This is a genomic window from Nonomuraea sp. NPDC050663 (assembly GCF_044456985.1).
In the GTDB taxonomy this organism is placed as follows: Bacteria; Actinomycetota; Actinomycetes; order Streptosporangiales; family Streptosporangiaceae; genus Nonomuraea.
Genome location: NZ_JBITGL010000003.1, coordinates 84,345 through 103,332 on the forward strand (window position 1 = coordinate 84,345; position 18,988 = coordinate 103,332).

The following is an 18,988-nucleotide window of genomic DNA, read 5'->3' on the forward strand; positions in this document are numbered from 1 at the left end:
TAACCCAGGCCGCGTTTCGACCCCCCCCGGCCGCCCATAATCTAAACCCCCCCCCCCCCCCCCCCCCCCCACAACCCCCCGGGGCGGGGGGGGGGCCCCCCCCGCCCCCCCCCCCCCGGCACCGACCTGGCCCTCGCCCTCGGCCTGCTCCACCTGGCCATCGCCGAAGGCCTCGTCGACTCCTCCTACGTCGAGTCGCGCACCACCGGCTTCGAGGCCGTCAAGACCTCCGTGGCCGCCTGGTGGCCCGAGCGCGTGGAACGTATCACCGGCGTGCCCGTCGCCCGCATGCGCCAGGCCGCCTTCGCCCTGGCCAGGGCCGACAAGGCGATCATCCTGACCGGCCGCGGCGCCGAGCAGCACGCCAAGGGCACCGACACCGTCACCTCCTTCATCAACCTGGCGCTGGCCCTGGGCCTGCCCGGCCGCGAGGGCTCCGGCTACGGCTGCATCACCGGCCAGGGCAACGGCCAGGGCGGACGCGAGCACGGACAGAAGGCCGACCAGCTGCCCGGCTACCGCAAGATCGACGACCCCGCCGCCCGCGCCCACGTCGCCGGCGTCTGGGGCGTCGACCCCGGCACCCTGCCAGGACCCGGCCGCAGCGCCTACGAGCTCCTGACCGCCCTCGGCACCGCCGAAGGCCCGCGCTCGCTGCTGCTGTTCGGCTCCAACCCCGTCGTCTCCGCGCCCGCCTCCCTGGCGGTCACGGAACGGCTCCGATCACTGGACTTCCTGGTCGTGGCGGACTTCGTGCGGTCGGAGACCGCCGAGCTGGCCGACGTCGTGCTCCCCACAACGCAGTGGGCCGAGGAGAGCGGCACCATGACCAACCTCGAAGGGCGCGTCCTCCTGCGCCGCCAAGCCGTCGAACCGCCCAACGGCGTGCGGTCCGACCTCTACGTCCTGGCCGAACTCGCGGCCAGGCTGGGCGACCACAAGTTCGCCACCGAACCCCGCGAGGTCTTCGACGAGCTGCGCCGCGCCAGCGCCGGCGGAACCGCCGACTACTCCGGCATCACCTACGAGCGCATCGCCGACGAGACCGGCGTCTTCTGGCCCTGCCCCTCCGAGGACCACCCCGGCACTCCCAGGCCCTTCCTCGACCGCTTCGCCCACCCCGACGGCCGCGCCCGCTTCGTCGCCGTCGAACACCGGCCGCCGGTCGAGGAGGCCGACGACGACTACCCCGTCTACCTCACCACCGGCCGCGTGCTGGCGCACTACCAGAGCGGCGCCCAGACCCGCAGGATCGCCCAGCTGGTCGAGGCGGCCCCCGAGACCTTCGTCGAGATCCACCCCGCTCTGGCCGAGCACCTGGAGATCAACCCCGGCGACCAGGTCCGCGTGACCAGCCGCCGCGGCAGCACCGAAGGAGTGGCGCGCATCAGCGACACGATCCGTCCCGACACCGTGTTCATGCCCTTCCACTGGGAGGGCGCCAACCGGCTGACCAATCCGGCCCTGGATCCCACCTCGCGCATGCCCGAGTTCAAGGTGTGCGCCGTCCGCCTGGAGCGCGTCGCATGAGAGTTGTAGTCGTCGGGAACGGGATGGCCGGGTCCCGCTTCGTCACCGAGCTGACCGACCGGACCAAGGACTTCCGCGTCACCGTCATGGGCGAGGAGGCCTGGCAGCCCTACAACCGGGTGCTGCTGTCGAACGTCCTGGCCGGAGGCTACGGCCCCGACCAGGTCCGCCTGCTCGACCCCTCCTGGTACGGCGAGCACGGCGTCCAGGCCCTGCTCGGCACCCAGGTGCATCACATCGACAGGGAGACCAGGGCGGTGATCGCCGCCTCCGGCGAACGCGTGCCGTACGACATCCTCGTGCTGGCCACCGGCAGCGAGGCCATCGTCCCGCCGATCCCGGGCGTCGAGCGCGCGATCAGCTTCCGCACCCTCGACGACTGCCAGCGGATCCTCGCCCGAGCGGACGGCGCGAGCCGCGCCGTGGTCGTCGGCGGCGGCCTGCTCGGCATCGAGGCCGCCCGCGGCCTGGCCGGGCGCGGCCTGCCCGTCACCCTCCTGCACCTGGCCGGCCACCTCATGGAACGCCAGCTCGACGCCGAGGCCGGGCTGGTGCTCGGCGAGACCCTGGCCGCCCTCGGCGTCGAGGTCCGCACCGGCGTCAACGTCGCCGAGGTCCTCGACGACGGCGTACGGCTCGCCGACGGCGAGTTCGTCCCCGGCGACCTGGCGGTCCTGGCCTGCGGCGTGCGGCCCCTGACCCGCCTGGCCCAGGACGCCGGCCTGGAGGTACGGCGAGGCGTCGTCGTCGACGACGAGATGCGCACCGACGACCCGTCCATCTTCGCCATCGGCGAGTGCGCCGAACACGAGGGCACCGTCTACGGCCTGGTCGCCCCCGCCTGGGAGCAGGCCGAGGTCGCCGCCACCGTCATCGCCGGAGGCAAGGCCCTCTACCGCGGCTCGCGCCTGGTCACCCGGCTCAAGGCCCGCAGCGTCGAACTGGCCGCCATGGGCGAGACGCACCTGACCGAGGAGCACGCCGAGGTCGTGCGCTTCAGCCACCGCGCCAAGGGCACCTACCGCAAGCTCGTGATCAAGGAAGGCCGCTTGGTCGGCGCGATCGTCCTGGGGGAGAGCGACGCCGTCGGCACGCTCACCCACCTGTTCGACCGCGGCGGCCCTCTCCCCGGCGACCGGGCCGGGCTGTTGTTCCCCGGCCTCTCGGGGGCCGCCGCGGCCGACAGCCCGGTCCGGATGCCGGACTCGGCCAAGGTCTGCCAGTGCAACAACGTCACCAAGGGCCAGATCCGGGCCTGCTGGGAGGCCGGAGCGCGCGACGTGGCCGGCGTGGCCGCCGCCACCCGCGCCACCACCGGATGCGGGTCGTGCAAGAGCGCGGTCGAAGGAATCGTCGGCTGGCTGTGTGAGCAGGAAGGGGTTTCGGCATGAGCAAGGTCGTCGTCGTTGGGTACGGCCCCACCGCTCACCGGTTCATCGAAACGATGCGGTCGAAGGGCTTCGCCGGGTCGATCACCGTCGTCGGCGAGGAGCCCCGGCCCGCCTACGACCGGGTGGCGCTGACCACCTACCTCACCGAGGACGCCTCGCTGGAGTACGCGGTGCCCTCCGGGATCACCACGCGGCTGTCGACGCGCGTGACCGAGATCGACCGCCAGGCCCAGGAGGTGGTCACTCTCGACGGCGAACGCGTGCCGTACGACACGCTGGTCCTGGCCACCGGCTCGGCGCCGTTCGTGCCGCCGGTGCCGGGACGCGGGCGGGCCTTCGTCTACCGCACTATCGACGACCTGGAGGCCATCCGCGAAGCCTCGCTCGGCTCCACGCACGGCGTGGTCGTCGGCGGCGGCCTGCTCGGCCTGGAGGCCGCCGACGCGCTGCGCGGCCTCGGGCTCAAGACCGGCATCGTGGAGATCGCCCCGTGGCTGATGCCGCGCCAGGTCGACGAGGGCGGCGGCAGCGTCCTGAAGGGCCACATCGAGTCGCTCGGCCTGGAGGTCCACGCCGGCGTCATGCTGCAGAGCATCGAGGCCGACACCGTCCTGCTGGCCGACGGGCGCGCCATCCCCGCCGAGGTCGTCGTCTTCTCCGCCGGCATCCGCCCCCGCGACGAACTGGCCCGCGCCGCCGATCTCGAGGTGGGCGAGCGCGGCGGCATCGCCGTCGACGCCGGCATGCGCACCTCCGACCCCTCCATCTACGCCATCGGCGAGTGCGCCCTGGCCGGCGGCATGGTCTACGGCCTGGTCGGTCCGTGCAACACGATGGCCGAGGTGGCCGCCGACCGCATCCTCGGCGGCTCCTCCACCTTCGGCGGCTCCGACCTGTCGACCAAGCTGAAGCTCCTCGGCGTCGAGGTCGCCCAGTTCGGCGCGATGGAGGGCGCGCTCGACGTCACCTACATGGACCCGGTGGCCGGCGTCTACAAGCGGCTGTTCGTCTCCGACGACGCCTCCACGCTGCTGGGCGGCATCTGCGTCGGCGACGCCTCGCCGTACACCTCGCTCAAGGGCTTCGTCGGCAAGGCGCTGCCCGCCTCGCCGTCCGACCTGCTGTTCACCGGCGGCGGGCTCTCGCTCGACCTGCCCGACGACGCCCAGGTCTGCTCCTGCAACAACATCTGCGCCGGCATCGTCCGCGAGGCCATCGTCGAGCAGGGCCTCACCGACGTGCCGTCGGTCAAGAAGTGCACCCGCGCCGGCACCACCTGCGGCTCCTGCGTCCCGATGCTCAAGCAGCTGCTGGAGAAGTCGGGCGTCGAGGTCAGCAAGGCCCTGTGCGAGCACTTCGACTACAGCCGCGCCGAGCTCTTCGACGTCGTCAGGGTGCGCGGCATCGCGACCTTCTCCGAGCTGGTCTCCACCGTCGGCACCGGGCGCGGCTGCGACATCTGCAAGCCCGCCGTCGCCTCGATCCTGGCCTCGCTCAACGGCGAGCACGTCCTGGCCGGTGAGCTGGCCGCGCTCCAGGACACCAACGACCACTTCCTGGCCAACATCCAGAAGAACGGCACCTACTCGGTGGTGCCGCGCATCCCCGGCGGCGAGATCACACCCGACAAGCTCATCGTCATCGGCGAGGTCGCCCGCGACTTCGGCCTCTACACGAAGATCACCGGCGGGCAGCGCATCGACCTGTTCGGCGCCCGCGTCGAGCAGCTGCCGCAGATCTGGGCCCGCCTGGTCGAGGCCGGATTCGAGTCCGGCCACGCGTACGGCAAGGCGCTGCGCACGGTCAAGTCGTGCGTCGGCTCCACGTGGTGCCGCTACGGCGTGCAGGACTCCGTGGGCCTGGCCATCGCCCTGGAGCAGCGTTACCGCGGCCTGCGCTCGCCGCACAAGCTCAAGTCGGCCGTCTCCGGCTGCGCCCGCGAATGCGCCGAGGCCCGCTCCAAGGACTTCGGCATCATCGCCACCGAGCACGGCTGGAACCTGTACGTCGCCGGCAACGGCGGCTTCAAGCCCCGCCACGCCGACCTGCTCGTCTCCGACGTTCCCACCGACGAGCTCATCCGCATCATCGACCGCTTCCTGATGTTCTACATCCGCACCGCCGACCGGCTGCAGCGCACCTCGACGTGGCTGGAGTCGCTCGACGGCGGCCTCGACTACCTGCGCCAGGTCGTCGTCGAGGACTCGCTGGGCCTGGCGTCGGAGCTGGAAGCGCAGATGGAACGCCACGTCGCCGGATATTTCGACGAATGGCGCGCGGTTCTCGACGACCCCGACAAGCTTCGCCGCTTCACCAGTTTCGTCAACGCGCCCGGCCTCCCCGACCCGTCCATCGCCTTCGAGACCGAGCGCGAGCAGATCAAGCCCGTCCTGATCCCCCTGGAGGTGGTTCGCTCATGAGCACCCTGACCTGGACTGCCGTGTGCGCCTTCGACGACCTGCTGCCCGAACGGGGCGCCTGCGCCCTCGTCGACGGCAAGCAGATCGCCGTCTTCCGCGACTTCGGCGGCGCCGTGTACGCCATCGGCAACCTCGACCCCTTCAGCGGCGCCAACGTGCTCTCACGCGGCATCGTCGGCACCCGCATGGGCGAGCCCACCGTGGCCTCACCCATGCACAAGGAGGTCTTCTCCCTGGTCACCGGGGTCTGCTTCGACGATCCGGAAGTGGTCGTCCCGACCTATCCGGTGCAGGTCCGCGACGGCCGGGTCGAGATCGCCGCCTAGTGACCACCCAGAAAGGTAGTTCCATGAGTGCTCTGATGGCGGAGACCCCGCTGGAGACCGCACCGGACGCGCTGTCCGGCTTCACCGTCGGCGTGACCGCGACCCGGCGCCGCGAAGAGTTCGGCGCGTTGCTGGAACGGCGCGGCGCCCGCGTGGTCAGCGCGCCCGCCATCCGCCTGGTCCCCCTGCCGGAAGACGCCGAGCTGCTGGCCGCCACCCGCGAATGCCTCCAGGCTCCCGTCGACGACGTCGTGGTCACCACCGGCGTCGGGCTGCGCGGCTGGGTCGCCGCCGCCGAAGGCTGGGGCCTGTCGACCGAGCTCATCGAACACCTGGGCGACGCGCGCATCCTCTCGCGCGGACCCAAGGCCCGCGGCGCCGTGCGCGCCGCCGGGCTGGGCGACCACTGGACCGCCCCCTCCGAGTCGTGCGCCGAGGTCCACGACTACCTCGTCCAGCAGGACCTGCGCGGCCGCCGCATCGCCGTCCAGCTCCACGGCGAACCGCTCACCGAGTTCGTGACCGCCCTGCGGACGGCCGGCGCGCACGTCATCGAGGTGCCCGTCTACCGGTGGCTGCCCTACCGCGACCCCTCGCCGCTGCGGCGCCTGATCAGCCAGGCGATCTCCGGCGGCGTCGACGCGGTGGCCTTCACCAGCGCCCCCGCCGTGCTCGCCATGCTCAACGCCGCCCGCGCGGAAGGGCTGGAGGACCAGCTGCTGGCCGCCTTCAGCGGCGGCGTCGTGGCCGCCTGCGTCGGACCCGTCACCGCGGCCCCCCTGGTCGCGCGCGGCGTGCCCGTCGTCCAGCCCGAGCGTTCCCGCCTCGGCGCGCTGGCCCGCACCCTGGCGCGCCACCTGCCCGAGCACAGCGTCACGCGGCTCGTCGCCGGCGGGCACTCGCTGGAGATCAGGGGCCACGCCGTCGTGGTCGACGGGGAACTGCGGCCGCTGCCGCCCGCGCCGATGGCGGTGCTCAAGCGGCTTGCCGACAAGCCCGGATATGTCATCAACCGCGGGGAACTGCGCACCGTGCTGCCCGGAAGCCACACGCGGGACTCGGCCGAGCACGCGGTCGAGATGGCCATCACCCGCCTGCGCCGCGCCCTCGGCGCCCCCGGGATCGTCGAAACGGTCGTCAAGCGGGGGTACCGGCTGGCGTGCGACAGGGACGCCCTGTGAACGGCACCACGCTCCGCCGTACGGCACGCGGGACCGGCGGGGGCCCTGGCGTCCAGGGCACCGCTTGCGAGAGCACGACCGGCGACGGCGCCTCGGCCCTGGCCGGCCCTGCCCCTCGTAACGCCGATGGCGAGGGCACCCTGGTCCTCGCCGCCCACGGCACCCGGAGCGCCGCCGGTGAGGCCACGCTCGCGCGCCTGGCCGACGAGGTGCGAGCCCAGCGCCCCGGCCACCGGGTCGAGCTTGCCTACCTCGAAATCAGCCGCCCCCTCCTCGCCGACGTCCTCGACGCGGCCCACGGCCCGGTCACCGTGGTGCCGCTGCTCCTGGCAGGCGGCTACCACGTGCACATCGACCTGCCCGCCGTCGTCGAGCGGGTGCGCCCCGACGCCGTGCTCGCCCGCCACCTCGGCCCCCACCCCGTCCTCGCCGAGGCCCTCGCCCGGCGCCTGACCGAGGCGGGACTGCGGGCGCACCACGACATCGTCCTGGGCGCCGCCGGCTCATCGGACCCGGCCGCCCTGGCCGACGTGCGCGGCACCGCCCAGCACCTGGCCGTGCTCCTCGGCCGACCGGTGACCGCCGCCTTCGCCTCGGGCGGCGCCCCCTCGCTCGCCCAGGCCGTCAAGCCGGGCACGGCCATCGCGTCCTACCTGCTGGCGCCGGGGTTCTTCCACGACCGCCTGCTGGACGCGGGCGCCGACCTCGTCACCGCCCCGCTGGGCACCGAGGTCGCCGAACTCGCCTGGCTCCGCCACGACGAGGCCCGCTGCGCGGTGACCCACCGCTGACCGGGTCCAGCTCAGCGGCGTCCGACGGCGGGCCTATAGGCGTGCGACGGCGGCCCGTTGGTGCCGGGCGGCGAGATCCCGCAGGCAGACGGGCGTCCGGAACTCCGCGGGCAGACGGCGACCGGAACCCCCGCAGCCAGGCGGGCGGCCGGAACCCCCGCGGGCACTACGGCGCGCTCCGCAGGCCGGAGGCATGCAGTGCGGCGCCCGGCCCGAGGGGGTTCCCAAAGCCACCACCACCGGCGGCCCGGGTCAGGACGTAGGCTCGCCCCGCCCGGAGCCCCGCCCGGAGCCCCGCCCGGCCTCCTGTTCGGCCTTCTGCTTGCCCTCGCCGTGGCCGCCGTCGCTCGGTTCCAGTCGCAGCTCGCGGACGATCTCGACCGCCGCGTTGTCCCGCGTGGGCCCCGCGTCGGCGCCCACGAACATCTCGTAGTAAGCGTGCTGGAAGCACCCCGCCAGCAGCAGCCGCGCCGTCGCCTGCGGGTCGGCCGAGGCCACGATGCGCCCCAGCCGCTGCTCGGCCTCCAGGTACGCGGCGAGCGGCAGGATCTCGGCCATCGGCCCCAGCCCGCTGTCGCGCACGGCCTTGCGGAATCTGACGGTGACCGAGGGTTCAGTGAAGGCGGGAAGGGCCGCCGATTGCACCTCCACATAATGGTCGATGCCGGCGCGGGCGACGAATATGAGGTTGTCCGTGACCCGGCCCCGGCCGGGCGTCAGGTTGTGAAGGATACGCAGCCAGAGCGGCAGACGGTCCTGAAGCAGGGCCAGAAAATGATCCACCGGCCCGCCCTTGCGGTCTTCGCGCAGGGACAGAGCCATCCCCAGAACGCGTCGCCTGGTGTCCTGACTTCTTTGGTGCGGATCTACATGGGAAGTCGCCATGGTTGGCCTAACGTGCGCAGTCACATGGGTAGGTTCGACGTGGCACCGCTGGAATTCGCCGTTGTTACAGAGCCGTGTTTCTCCTGGTTATGGAATTGTTGTCAGCTGGAGTTCCACCTCGGTGCATTCTGGTGAAACTCAGGCTCGGGCCTGATTATTACGCGAAACGGGAGCGAAATGGCTGAAAATCAGCTGTCAGTGTTGCCGTTGCGACGACGGAGGTAACGCTCGAACTCCGCCGCGATCGCGTCGCCGCTGGCCTCGGGCAGGTCGGCGGCGTCCTTGCGCTCCTCGAGCTCCTTGACGTATTCGGCCACCTCGCTGTCCTGCGAGGCCAGCTCGTCGACGCCGTGCTCCCAGGCGCGCGCCTCCTCCTCCAGCTCGCCGACGGGCATCGGGATGTCGAGCAGGTCTTCCACCCGGCGCAGCAGCGCGAGGGTGGCCTTGGGGTTGGGCGGCTGGGCCACGTAGTGGGGCACCGACGCCCACAACGACACCGACTTCAGGCCCGCCTGGCCCAGGGCGTGCTGGAGGACGCCCACGATGCCGGTCGGGCCTTCGTAGCGGCTCAGCTCCAGGTTGATCTCTCGGGCCAGCCCCTCGTCGGAGGCGGCGCCGATGATCGGCACGGGACGCGTGTGCGGGGAGTCGTTGAGCAGCGCGCCGAGCATCACCGACAGCTCGATGCCCAGCTCGTGGGCCAGGCCGACGATCTCGTCGCAGAACGAGCGCCAGCGCATGTTGGGTTCGATGCCGCGCAGCAGCACCACGTCGCGCTCGGAGCCCGGCGGGCGGGCGTAGGACAGGCGGGTGGTCGGCCAGATGATGGATCGGGTCAGGCCGTCGCCCAGCTCCACGATCGGGCGGGTGACCTGGAAGTCGTAGTAGTCCTCAGGGTCGAGCGCGGCCAGCGGCTGCGCCTCCCACGCGTTCTCGAGGTGGGCGATCACGCCGCTCGACGCCTCGCCCGCGTCGTTCCACCCCTCGAACGCGGCGATCAGCACCGGGTCGACGAGCTCGGGGAGCCCTTCGAGCTCGATCACGCGCCCCGCCTCCTCTCGCTCTGGTGTGGCTAAGCCTATGCGGTGGGACGGGGATCACGTCACGTGTTGAGATCCCTTCCGCTTCTAGCGCACTTCGCGCCGGTTCCGTGCCCTGATGTGCCCGTACGGCACGCGTTCGGCCGGTTTGGCACCCGCCCCGGCAGTCCCCGCGGGCGCGCCCGCGAGGCCGCGAGCGCGCCCGCGGGCAGCCCGTCCACACCGCCGCGCCCGCCGGGGAGCGCGACGCGGCCAGGGAGCTCGACGCCCGCCTCCACCCCCTGCTCACGCCGTCACCTTACGAGCGCCCGCCCGGCGTCGTGTGCACGATCAGCACGTCGCACCCCGCCCGGTGCGTGACCGTCGACGGCACCGAGCCCAGCAGGCGGCCCGCCAGGCTGTTGAGCCCCCTGTTGCCCACCACGATCAGGTCGGCCCGGTGCCGCTCCGCGAGCCTGACCAGCACGTCGACCGCCTCGCCCTCCTCGGCCTCCAGCACCGTGCGCGCGGCGCCGGCCGCCACGGCCCGCTCGCGGGCGGCTCGCAGCGCGTCGTCGGCGGGCGTCGACCCGCCCACCTTGTAGGCCAGCTCGCCCAGCCGGTCGGCGGCGGCCGCGCGCTCGCTCTCGCGCATCGGCAGGTAGGCGCAGGCCAGCACGAGCGTGGCGCCGGTCGCGGCGGCCAGTCCCGCGGCCGTGGTGACCGCGCGGAAAGAGGAGGAGGACCCGTCGGTGCCCACGACGATGGTCCGGTAGGCCGGCGAGCTACCGTCTGTTTTCCCTGCGGACGCTAATGATTCGCTCATGTCGGAGCCTCTCATTGGACGCGATGTTCAATTGCCGGGAGCACTAAGCTTAGGCGCATGAGCAACACGCCCTCCTTCCGTGAAGTCCTGTCCGAGCGCGTCATCGTCGCCGACGGGGCGATGGGCACGATGCTCCAGGCGCAGGACCCGACGCTCGACGACTTCGAAGGCCACGAAGGCTGCAACGAGGTGCTCAACGTCACCCGCCCCGACATCGTGCTCGGCGTCCACGACGCCTACTTCGAGGCCGGCGTCGACTGCGTCGAGACCAACACCTTCGGCGCCAACCTCGCCGCGCTCGGCGAGTACGACATCTCCGACCGCGTCTACGAATACTCCGAGGCCGGCGCCCGCATCGCCCGCGAGGCCGCCGACCGCTGGTCCACCCCCGAGCAGCCGCGCTTCGTCCTGGGCTCCATGGGGCCCGGCACCAAGCTGCCCACCCTCGGCCACCTGCCGTACTCCACCCTGCGCGACGCCTACCGCGACAACGCCGCGGGCCTGGTCGCGGGCGGCGCCGACGCGCTCATCATCGAGACCTGCCAGGACCTGCTCCAGGTCAAGGCCGCCGTCGTCGGCGCCAAGCGGGCCATCGCCGACGCCGGCCGCGACGTGCCGATCATCGCCCAGGTGACCATCGAGACCAACGGCGCCATGCTCCTCGGCTCCGAGATCGGCGCGGCCCTGACCGCGATCGAGCCGCTCGGCGTCGACCTGGTCGGCCTCAACTGCGCCACCGGCCCCGCCGAGATGAGCGAGCACCTGCGCCACCTGGCCCGCCACTCGCGGCTGAAGCTATCGTGCATGCCCAACGCCGGCCTGCCCGTGCTGACCTCCGACGGCGCCTACTACCCGCTCTCGCCGGGCGAGCTCGCCGACGCCCACGAGACGTTCGTGCGCGAGTACGGCCTGGGCCTGGTCGGCGGCTGCTGCGGCACCACCCCCGAGCACCTGCGCCAGGTCGTCGAGCGGGTGCGCGGCAAGCAGCCCACGGCCCGCAAGCCGCACCCCGAGCCCGGCGCCTCCTCGCTCTACCAGAGCGTGCCGTTCCGCCAGGACACCTCCTACCTGGCCATCGGCGAGCGCTGCAACACCAACGGCTCCAAGGCCTTCCGCGAGGCGATGCTCGAAGGCCGGTGGGACGACTGCGTCGAGACCGCCCGCGACCAGGCCCGCGACGGCGCCCACATGCTCGACCTGTGCGTCGACTACGTGGGCCGCGACGGCGTGGCCGACATGAAGGAACTGGCCTTCCGCTTCGCCACCGCCTCCACCCTGCCGATCATGCTCGACTCCACCGAGCCCGCCGTCCTGCAGGCCGGCCTCGAGATGCTCGGCGGGCGCGCCGCGGTCAACTCCGTCAACTACGAAGACGGCGCCGGCCCCGACTCCCGCTTCCAGAAGATCATGCGGCTGGTGAGCGAGCACGGCGCCGCCGTCGTGGCGCTGACCATCGACGAGGAGGGCCAGGCCCGCACCGCCGACTGGAAGGTCCGCGTCGCCGTACGCCTCATCGAGGACCTGGTCGACAACTGGGGCATGCGCGTCGAGGACATCATCGTCGACTGCCTGACCTTCCCGATCGCCACCGGCCAGGAGGAGACCCGCCGCGACGGCCTGGAGACCATCGAGGCCATCCGCGAGCTCAAGCGCCGCTACCCGGCCGTCCAGACCACGCTCGGCCTGTCCAACATCTCCTTCGGCCTCAACCCGGCCGCCCGCATCGTGCTGAACTCCGTGTTCCTCAACGAATGCGTCAACGCCGGGCTCGACTCCGCCATCGTGCACGCCTCCAAGATCCTGCCGATGGCGCGCATCCCCGACGAGCAGCGCCAGGTCGCCCTCGACATGGTCTACGACCGCCGTCGCGAGGGCTACGACCCGCTGCAGCGCTTCATGGACCTGTTCGAAGGCGTCGACGCCGCCGCGCTGCGCGGCAACAAGGCCGCCGAGCTGGCCGGGCTGCCGCTGTGGGAGCGGCTCAAGCGCCGCATCATCGACGGCGAGAAGAAGGGCCTGGAGGCCGACCTCGACGACGCCCTCACCCAGCGCCCCGCCCTCGAGATCATCAACGACGTGCTGCTCGACGGCATGAAGACCGTCGGCGAGCTGTTCGGCTCCGGCCAGATGCAGCTGCCGTTCGTGCTCCAGTCGGCCGAGGTCATGAAGACCGCCGTCGCCCACCTCGAACCGCACATGGAGAGGGTCGAGGGCGAGAGCAAGGGCCGCATCGTGCTGGCCACCGTCAAGGGCGACGTGCACGACATCGGCAAGAACCTCGTCGACATCATCCTGTCCAACAACGGCTACGAGGTCGTCAACCTCGGCATCAAGCAGCCGGTGTCGGCCATCCTGGAGGCGGCCGAAGACAAGCGCGTCGACGTGATCGGCATGTCGGGGCTGCTGGTGAAGTCGACCGTCATCATGAAGGAGAACCTCGAGGAGATGAACTCCCGGGGCATCTCCACCCGCTACCCCGTCCTCCTCGGCGGCGCCGCCCTGACCCGCTCCTACGTCGAGCAGGACCTGGCCGCCATGTTCGAGGGCGACGTGCGCTACGCCCGTGACGCCTTCGAGGGCCTGCGCCTCATGGACGCCTTCATGGCCCACAAGCGCACCGGTGCCCCCCTGCCCGAGCTGCGCGAGCGCCGCGTCAAGACCGGCGCCGTGCTGCGCCGCACCGCCGTCGAGGAGCTGCCCGCCCGCTCCGACGTGGCCGCCGACAACCCCCTGCCCGTCGCGCCCTTCCTCGGCGACCGCATCGTCAAGGGCATCTCGCTCAACGACTACGCCGCCTTCCTCGACGAGCGCGCCCTCTTCCTCGGCCAGTGGGGCCTCAAGCCCACCCGCGGCAACGACGGGCCCTCCTACGAGGAGCTCGTCGAGACCGAGGGACGGCCGCGCCTGCGCATGTGGCTGGAGCGCATCCAGACCGAGGGCCTGCTGGAGGCCGCCGTCGTCTACGGCTACTTCCCGGCCGTCAGCGAGGGCGACAGCCTCGTCATCCTCGGCGACGACGGCGCCGAGCGCACCCGCTTCACCTTCCCGCGCCAGCGCCGCGACCGGCACCTGTGCCTGTCCGACTTCTTCCGCTCGCGCGAGTCGGGCCAGACCGACGTCGTCGCCTTCCAGGTGGCCACCATGGGGTCACGCATCTCCGACGCCACCGCCGAGCTGTTCGCCAAGGACGCCTACCGCGACTACCTGGAACTGCACGGTTTGTCGGTGCAGCTGACGGAGGCGCTGGCGGAGTACTGGCACGCCCGGGTGCGCGCCGAGCTGGGCATCGGCGGGGACGAGTCGCTCGACGACATGCTGAAAGTGAACATTCAGGGGTGCCGTTATTCGTTCGGCTATCCGGCCTGCCCGAATCTGGAGGATCAGCAGCAGTTGTTCGAGCTGCTGGACCCCGAGCGGATCGGGGTGACGTTGTCGGAGGAGTTCCAGCTGCACCCGGAGCAGGCGACGTCGGCTCTCGTGGCGCACCATCCGGAGGCCAAGTACTTCAACGTGTGACGGGGGTTGAGGCGACGGCTCAGGGTCCGGGTCCCGCGCCGCCGTGCCGCGTCGCCTCACGCCTGTGCCGTGCCGCTTCACGCCTGTGCCGCGTCGCCCCTCGTCGTGCTACGTCGCCTCACGCCTGTGCCGCGTGCCCTCGCGCTTGAGTCGTGTGGCTTCGCGCTGAGTCGTGCGGCCCGCGTGTCCATGTCGTGCGGCCCGTATGCCCGTGTCGTGTCGCCCGTGCGGCCCGTATGCCCGTGTCGTGTCGCCCGTGTGCCCGTGTGCCCGTGTGCCCGTGTGCCCGTGTCGTGTGGCCCGTTTGCCGTGTCGCGTGGCGTTCACGGTCGTGCCGCGTGGCCTTCTGGGGCGCGTGCCGCGGCTGGGCGCCGCATTTCGCGCCGGGCTTCGCCGTACACACTCGGCCGACGCCGACGCCGACGCCGACGCCGACGCCGACGCCGACGCCGACGCCGACGCCGACGCCGACGCCGACGCCGGCGTGGCGTTGGGCGTGTGCTGCGTGTCGGCTTCGAAGCGGGCGTTGGGGTGGCGCGTGTGGGGAGCGGGCGTTGCCGTGACAGGCGGTGGGGGTGCGGCCTCCCGCCGGATGGGAGCCCGCCCGTGGGAACCCCGTGCGGCGGGGCAGGGGCCGGTGGTGGCGAGGCCGGGCGTTGGTCTTCCGGTCCCGTCGGGAATGATCGAGGCGGGCGGATCGTTGCATCCTGCCCAACAGTCAACCAGGGGGGATGAATGGAAGCAGCGTTCTTCGACATGGACGGCCTGCTCGTCGACACCGAGAAGGTGTGGCTCGACATCGAGACCGAGGTGATGGCCAGGCTCGGCGGCGAGTGGTCCCACGAGCACCAGACGCACCTGGTGGGCGGCTCGATGGAGCGTACCGTCGACTACATGCTCGGCGTCTCCGGCGCCCACGTGGCCCCGGCGCGGTTGCGGCAGTGGCTGATCGACGGCATGGTCGAGCGCCTCAGGTCGGGCGTGGTGGCGATGCCGGGCGCCCTGGAGCTGCTCGACGCGCTACGGCTGGAGCGGGTGCCCGTGGCGCTGGTGACCTCGTCGCTGAAGGAGATCGCCGAGGCGGTCCTGCACTACGTGGGCCGTGACCGGTTCGATGTGATCGTGACCGCCGACGACGTGACCAGGACCAAGCCCGACCCGGAGCCGTATCTGACCGCGGCGCGCCTGCTGGGTGTGGAGCCGACGCGGTGCGTGGTGCTGGAGGATTCGCCCAACGGCGTGGCGGCGGGAACGGCCGCGGGGTGCGCGGTGGTGGCGGTGCCGAGCCTGTTGCCGATCGAACAGGCGCCTCGACGGGTAGTCGTGGCGTCACTGACTGATATGAGTGTGTCTCAACTTCGTGACCTTTCGCAGCTTGGGTCATAGACCAATCACGATTGCGACACAGGTCGTGACAAGGGCTTTTCTCACACTCCGAGACATGGCGACCATACACCGAAGACCCATGACCGGGTCCGTCCAATGGTGGGCGGAATCAACTGAGGTGGAATATGGAAGCACGCAAGCGACTGTCCGCGGTCGCCGTGGGGGGAGCGATGCTCCTGGCCGTCGCGGCCTGTGGCGGCGGCGGCACCGGCACCAGCAGCACGCCGGGCGCGACTCAGCCCCCCGCGGCGGCGGGCAGCGACAAGGCGTTCGTCTGGGCGCTGTCGGCTGAGCCCAAGGCGCTCGACGGCGCGTATGTCAGCGATGGCGAGTCGCTCCGTGTGATCAGGCAGATGTTCGAGGGCCTCGTCGGCACCAAGCCGGGCAGCACCGAGGTCGTTCCGGCCCTGGCCACGAAGTGGGAGTCCACGGACGGCACGAACTGGACCTTCACCCTCAAGCAGGGCGTCAAGTTCCACGACGGCACCGACTTCAACGCCGAGGCCGCCTGCTGGAACTTCGAGCGCTGGTACAACTTCAAGGGCGCCCAGCAGAACCCCGCAGTGAGCTACTACTGGTACACCGTCTTCGGCGGCTACGCCAAGAACGAGGACGCCACGCTGGCGCCCAGCAGCTACAAGGGCTGCAAGGCCGAGGGCGCCGACAAGATCACCATCAGCCTGGCCGCCCCGTCCGCCAGCTTCATCGCGGCGCTGAGCCTGCCGTCGTTCTCCATGGTGAGCCCCGCGGCGATCCAGAAGAGCGGCGACGCCGTCGAGATGAAGGGCGACGCGCCGGAGTTCACCGGCAAGTTCGCCACCGAGGCCCCCGTCGGCACCGGCCCCTACAAGTTCGTCTCCTGGCAGCGCGGTGACCGCGTCACCCTGCAGGCCTTCGACGGCTACCACGGCGAGAAGGCCAAGATCAAGGACTTGATCTTCCGCGCCATCTCCGACGCCCCGGCCCGCCGCCAGGCCCTCGAGTCCGGCGAGATCGACGGCTTCGACCAGGTCGAGCCGGCCGACGTCGACACCCTCAAGGGCGCCGGCTTCCAGGTCCAGGAGCGCTCGGCCCTCAACGTCGGCTACATCGGCTTCAACCAGAAGATGGCGCCGCTCGACAACCCCAAGATCCGTCAGGCCATCGCCTACGCGATCAACCGTGAGGCGCTGGTCCAGGCCAAGTACCCCGCGGGCTCGCGGGTGGCCACCCAGTTCATGCCTCCGGAGCTGACCGGCTACAACGAGGGCGTCACCACCTACGGCTACGACGTCAACAAGGCCAAGCAGCTCATCGCCGAGTCCGGCGTCGCCAACCCGACGATCGAGCTGTGGTACCCGACCGGCGTGACGCGTCCGTACATGCCGGACCCCAAGGCCAACTTCGAGGCCTTCAAGGCCGACCTCGAGGCCGCCGGCTTCAAGGTCACCGTCAAGTCCGCCCGCTGGACTCCGGAGTACCTCGACGCGGTCGACAACGGCAAGGCCATGGTCTACATGATCGGCTGGAACGCCGACTTCGCCGACGCCGACAACTTCGTCGGAACCTTCTTCCAGCAGTTCAACAAGCGCTTCGGCTTCGAGAACAAGGAGATCTTCGACAAGCTGAACGCCGCTGAGCAGGAGACCGACCCGGCCAAGCGGACCACGCTGTACCAGGAGGCCAACAAGCTCATCATGGACTTCCTGCCCGGCCTGCCGTACGTGCACAACAAGTCCTTCGTTGGTCTCGGAAAGGACGTTCAGGGCTTCCTGACCGACCCGCTGAGCAACGAGAACTTCTCCCTGGTGTCCCGCGGCTAAATGCTTCGGTTCATCGTCCGGCGGCTCCTGGTCCTCGTACCCGTTCTCCTGGGGCTGTCGATAGCACTCTTCGCGTGGGTGCGCGCGCTCCCCGGATCGCCTGCACAGGCGCTCCTGGGCGAGCGCGCCACCCAGGCGCAGATCGAAATGATCAATCGCCAGATGGGGCTGGACCAGCCGCTGTACGAGCAGTACCTGCGCTTCCTCGGCAAGGTCGTGCGGCTCGACTTCGGCACCTCGGTCCAGACCAGCCAGCCGGTGATCGACGAGATGATCCGGCGCTTCCCCGCCACCTTCGAACTCGGCGTCACGGCGCTGCTGATCGCGGTGGTCGTGGGCGTGCCCCTGGGTTATTTCGCCGCGCGCCGCAACGGCACCTGGCTCGACTCCGCCACGATCACCGGTTCGCTGATCGGCATCACGATCCCGGTGTTCTTCCTGGCCTACATGCTCAAGTACGTCTTCGCCGTGAAGCTCGGCTGGTTCCCCAACACCGGCCGGCAGGAGGCCCGGATGCTCGACGTCGAGCACCCGACGGGCTTCTACGTGCTCGACGGACTGGTGACCGGCAACATGGCGGCCTTCTGGGACGCCATCCTGCACCTGGTGCTGCCCGCGATCGCGCTGGCCACGATCCCGCTGGCGATCATCGCGCGCATCACCCGGGCCGCCGTGCTCGACGTGCTCAACGAGGACTACGTGCGCACCGCCGAGTCCAAGGGCCTCACCTCGGGCGTGGTGACGCGCAGGCACGTGCTGCGCAACGCGCTGCTGCCGGTGACCACCGTGATCGGCCTGCAGTTCGGGCTGCTCATGTCGGGCGCCATCCTGACAGAGACCGTCTTCGCCTTCCCCGGCGTGGGCAAGTTCGTCGCCGACGCCATCCCCACCCGTGACTATCCCAGTCTGCAGGGCTTCATCCTGGTGATCGCCACGCTGTTCGTGCTGATCAACCTGGTGGTGGACGTGGCCTACGGCCTGATCGACCCGAGGGTGAGGGTGAGATGAGTCTCGGAGCCGCAGAAGCGGCGATCACCGTCGCCGAGGAACACGGCGGGGGAGTGTGGCGTGAGGCGGTCAAACGCCTGGCGCGCAACCCCGCGGCCATCATCGGCGCCGTCCTCATCGCGCTCTTCCTGTTCGTGGCGATCTTCGCCGACTGGCTCGCGCCGTACACGGCCCTGACCCCCGACCTGAAGCAGATCAAGGGTCCTGGCCACATCCCGGGTCCGACCGCCGAGCACTGGCTCGGCCTCGACGACCAGGGCCGCGACCTGCTGTCGCGCATCATCCTGGGTGCGCGTCAGTCGCTGCTGGTCGGCGTCGTCTCGCTGCTGTTCGGCATGATCGGCGGCATCATCCTGGGCCTGCTGGCCGGGGGCCTCGGCGGCTGGTTCGACACCGGCGTCATGCGCCTGGTCGACATGATGCTGGCCGTACCCGGTCTGCTGTTCGCCATCGGCATCGCCGCGATGCTCGGCGAGGGCCTGCTCGCGGTGATGATCGCCATCGGGGTGGTCAACGTCCCGGTCTTCGCCCGGCTGCTGCGCGGCCAGATGCTCGCCCAGCGCGAGGCCGACTACGCGCTGGCGGCCAAGTCGCTCGGCGTCAAACGCCGGCGGATCGTCCTGGGTCACGTCTTCCCCAACTCGCTCACCCCGGTGATCGTGCAGGGCACGCTGACCCTGGCCACCGCCATCATCGAGGCGGCGGGACTGGCCTTCCTCGGCCTGTCAGGCGCGGACCCGTCCATCCCCGAATGGGGCAGGATGCTGGCCGAGTCCCAGCGGCACCTGGCCATCGCACCCCAGCTCGTCATCGCCCCAGGCCTGGCCATCGTGCTGGCCGCCCTCGGCTTCACGCTGCTGGGCGAGTCGCTGCGCGAGGCCCTCGACCCGAAGTACCGGCGGTGACA

At 71.1% G+C, this 18,988-nt stretch carries 13 protein-coding genes and 1 pseudogene; 11 read left to right on the plus strand and 3 right to left on the minus strand.

The window, feature by feature from the left end; all coding sequences use genetic code 11:
* Positions 1-88 precede the first annotated feature (88 nt).
* The 6 genes and pseudogenes from ACIBH1_RS09510 to ACIBH1_RS09535 all read left to right on the plus strand — a co-directional run.
* Positions 89-1,530, plus strand: a pseudogene (locus tag ACIBH1_RS09510) (molybdopterin oxidoreductase family protein); the annotation flags it as partial.
* Entirely contained in the window at positions 1,527-2,921 is a 1,395-nt protein-coding gene (locus ACIBH1_RS09515; RefSeq protein ID WP_397313202.1) for an FAD-dependent oxidoreductase, read from the plus strand. The pseudogene ACIBH1_RS09510 and the gene ACIBH1_RS09515, both read left to right, overlap by 4 nt.
* A complete protein-coding gene (gene nirB / locus ACIBH1_RS09520) occupies positions 2,918-5,341 on the plus strand; it encodes a nitrite reductase large subunit NirB (protein ID WP_397313203.1) in 2,424 nt (807 codons plus the stop codon). The genes ACIBH1_RS09515 and nirB overlap by 4 nt, the downstream gene beginning before the upstream one ends.
* Positions 5,338-5,667 carry a nitrite reductase small subunit NirD gene (gene nirD, locus ACIBH1_RS09525; protein ID WP_397313204.1) on the plus strand — a complete coding sequence of 110 codons (330 nt, stop codon included), beginning with the start codon at positions 5,338-5,340 and terminating at the stop codon, positions 5,665-5,667. The genes nirB and nirD overlap by 4 nt, the downstream gene beginning before the upstream one ends.
* A gap of 23 nt (positions 5,668-5,690) precedes the next feature.
* Positions 5,691-6,848, plus strand: a complete 1,158-nt coding sequence (locus ACIBH1_RS09530) for a uroporphyrinogen-III synthase (protein ID WP_397313205.1) — start codon at positions 5,691-5,693, stop codon at positions 6,846-6,848.
* Complete coding sequence (locus ACIBH1_RS09535) at positions 6,845-7,639, plus strand: sirohydrochlorin chelatase (protein WP_397313207.1); 795 nt, start codon at positions 6,845-6,847, stop codon at positions 7,637-7,639. Before ACIBH1_RS09530 ends, ACIBH1_RS09535 begins: the two co-directional genes overlap by 4 nt.
* A 252-nt stretch (positions 7,640-7,891) precedes the next feature.
* Here the strand turns inward: ACIBH1_RS09535 and ACIBH1_RS09540 are convergent, their stop codons facing one another.
* The 3 genes from ACIBH1_RS09540 to ACIBH1_RS09550 form a co-directional block, all read right to left on the minus strand.
* Positions 7,892-8,461, minus strand: coding sequence for a hypothetical protein (locus ACIBH1_RS09540; RefSeq protein WP_397313208.1), 570 nt, complete (start codon positions 8,459-8,461; stop codon positions 7,892-7,894).
* 251 nt (positions 8,462-8,712) lie between these two features.
* Positions 8,713-9,567, minus strand: a complete 855-nt coding sequence (locus ACIBH1_RS09545; RefSeq protein WP_397313209.1) for a PAC2 family protein — start codon at positions 9,565-9,567, stop codon at positions 8,713-8,715.
* A 295-nt stretch (positions 9,568-9,862) separates the two neighbouring features.
* Complete coding sequence (locus tag ACIBH1_RS09550) at positions 9,863-10,369, minus strand: universal stress protein (protein ID WP_397313210.1); 507 nt, start codon at positions 10,367-10,369, stop codon at positions 9,863-9,865.
* Positions 10,370-10,426: 57 nt separating this feature from the next.
* On the opposite strand from ACIBH1_RS09550, the gene metH reads away from it, so the two are divergent.
* From metH to ACIBH1_RS09575, 5 genes are all read left to right on the plus strand, one after another.
* Positions 10,427-13,885: a methionine synthase gene (gene metH / locus ACIBH1_RS09555; RefSeq protein WP_397313211.1), complete on the plus strand. Its 3,459-nt coding sequence runs from the start codon at positions 10,427-10,429 to the stop codon at positions 13,883-13,885.
* A 735-nt stretch (positions 13,886-14,620) separates the two neighbouring features.
* On the plus strand, positions 14,621-15,271 hold the full coding sequence (locus ACIBH1_RS09560) for an HAD family hydrolase (protein WP_397313212.1): 651 nt from the start codon (positions 14,621-14,623) through the stop codon (positions 15,269-15,271).
* Between the two features lie 125 nt (positions 15,272-15,396).
* Complete coding sequence (locus ACIBH1_RS09565; RefSeq protein WP_397313213.1) at positions 15,397-17,073, plus strand: ABC transporter substrate-binding protein; 1,677 nt, start codon at positions 15,397-15,399, stop codon at positions 17,071-17,073.
* The gene (locus ACIBH1_RS09570) at positions 17,074-18,081 is read left to right on the plus strand and encodes an ABC transporter permease (RefSeq protein WP_181614812.1); all 1,008 of its coding nucleotides are present in this window, start codon (positions 17,074-17,076) and stop codon (positions 18,079-18,081) included. It begins immediately after the preceding gene.
* Positions 18,078-18,986, plus strand: a complete 909-nt coding sequence (locus tag ACIBH1_RS09575; RefSeq protein ID WP_397313214.1) for an ABC transporter permease — start codon at positions 18,078-18,080, stop codon at positions 18,984-18,986. The genes ACIBH1_RS09570 and ACIBH1_RS09575 overlap by 4 nt, the downstream gene beginning before the upstream one ends.
* The last annotated feature ends 2 nt before the right edge of the window (positions 18,987-18,988 follow it).